General features: G+C 47.2%; 2 protein-coding genes. One reads left to right on the forward strand and one right to left on the reverse strand.

Features of this window, described 5'->3' with window-relative positions; all coding sequences use genetic code 11:
• Window positions 1-326, reverse strand: a 326-nt coding sequence (locus Q0238_RS00845) for an inositol monophosphatase family protein (RefSeq protein WP_297941949.1), incomplete at its 3' end; no start/stop codon positions are given.
• A 149-nt stretch (window positions 327-475) separates the two neighbouring features.
• Between Q0238_RS00845 and Q0238_RS00850 the strand changes: the two genes are divergently transcribed.
• Window positions 476-1,131, forward strand: a 656-nt coding sequence (locus Q0238_RS00850) for a SapC family protein (RefSeq protein WP_297941953.1), incomplete at its 3' end; no start/stop codon positions are given.

Raw genomic sequence — 1,131 nt, forward strand, 5'->3', positions numbered from 1 at the left:
CGCCCATGCTCGATCAGCGCGATGCAGACGCAAAACTCGCCGTTGCGCGCGATAAACTCTTTCGTGCCGTCCAGCGGATCTATCAGCCAAAATCTCTCTTCGCTCATGCGCTTTTTGCTATCCAGTACGCGCTCTTCCGAGCAGATCGCGATACCGCTGGGCTCTAGAGTGCGCATTATCGCATCGTTTGCCGCAAGATCGGCATTCGTAAGCGGCGATTTGTCCGCTTTGACAAAGACGTCGAATTTGTCGTAATTTTGCATTATCGCAGCGTTTGCCTTTTTCGCAGCGTCCTCTGCAAGCACTAAAAGCTCGTTTAAATCCATCTGTGCTCCTTTAAATTTAAGGTAATTTTACTAAATTTAAAATTTCAATAGTCTAAATTTACACAAGTAAAAACGGCCGAAATTTCAAAAACCTTTAGAATTTTAATATTCTTTTTTATATAATTGCATAAATTTTTTAAAGGACCAACATGACCCCAGTCGTATTAGATAGCGTTAAACACGCGGATTTGCAGTATCACGCGGATGCATTCCCTACCGCGCCTTTCGTGCCGGTGATCGCGCCGGAGATCCCGTTTTGCGCGGATAACCTCGTTATCGTATTTACCATCGAAAAAGAGCCCAAAATGGTGGCGCTGCTAGGGCGCACCAAAAACGTTCTAATCGATAAGGATTATAAGGGAGCGGTGCCTTCCTCGGTGCAGAATTATCCGTTTTTCCTAGCCCAGATCGGCGATCAAACGGCGATCTGCTTCGATGAGGACGCGCAGCAGATCAAAGGCGACGGCGAGGCGCTTTTTAAAGACGGCAAGCCGACGCCATTTTTACAAAATTTAAAAGAGGTGATGAAAAATTACGCCGATTTGGACATGCGCACGCGCGTTGCGGCGGCGGAATTTCAAAAGGCGGGGATTTTAGAAGCCAAGGAGCTCGGCATCAACTCTAGCGGCAAGGAATCGTCCCTGCTAAACGGCTTTTCGGTCGTAAATCGCGAAAAGCTTTTGAAGTTAAGTGATAAAAAGCTTGCGGATTTCGCGCGCCGCGGATATCTGGAGCTAGCGTATTTCCATCTAAAAAGCCTTGCAAATTTTCAGCGCCTAGGCGATAAGATCATGCAGCTTGACCC

The sequence above is a fragment of the uncultured Campylobacter sp. genome (assembly GCF_938045775.1).
GTDB lineage: Bacteria > Campylobacterota > Campylobacteria > Campylobacterales > Campylobacteraceae > Campylobacter_B.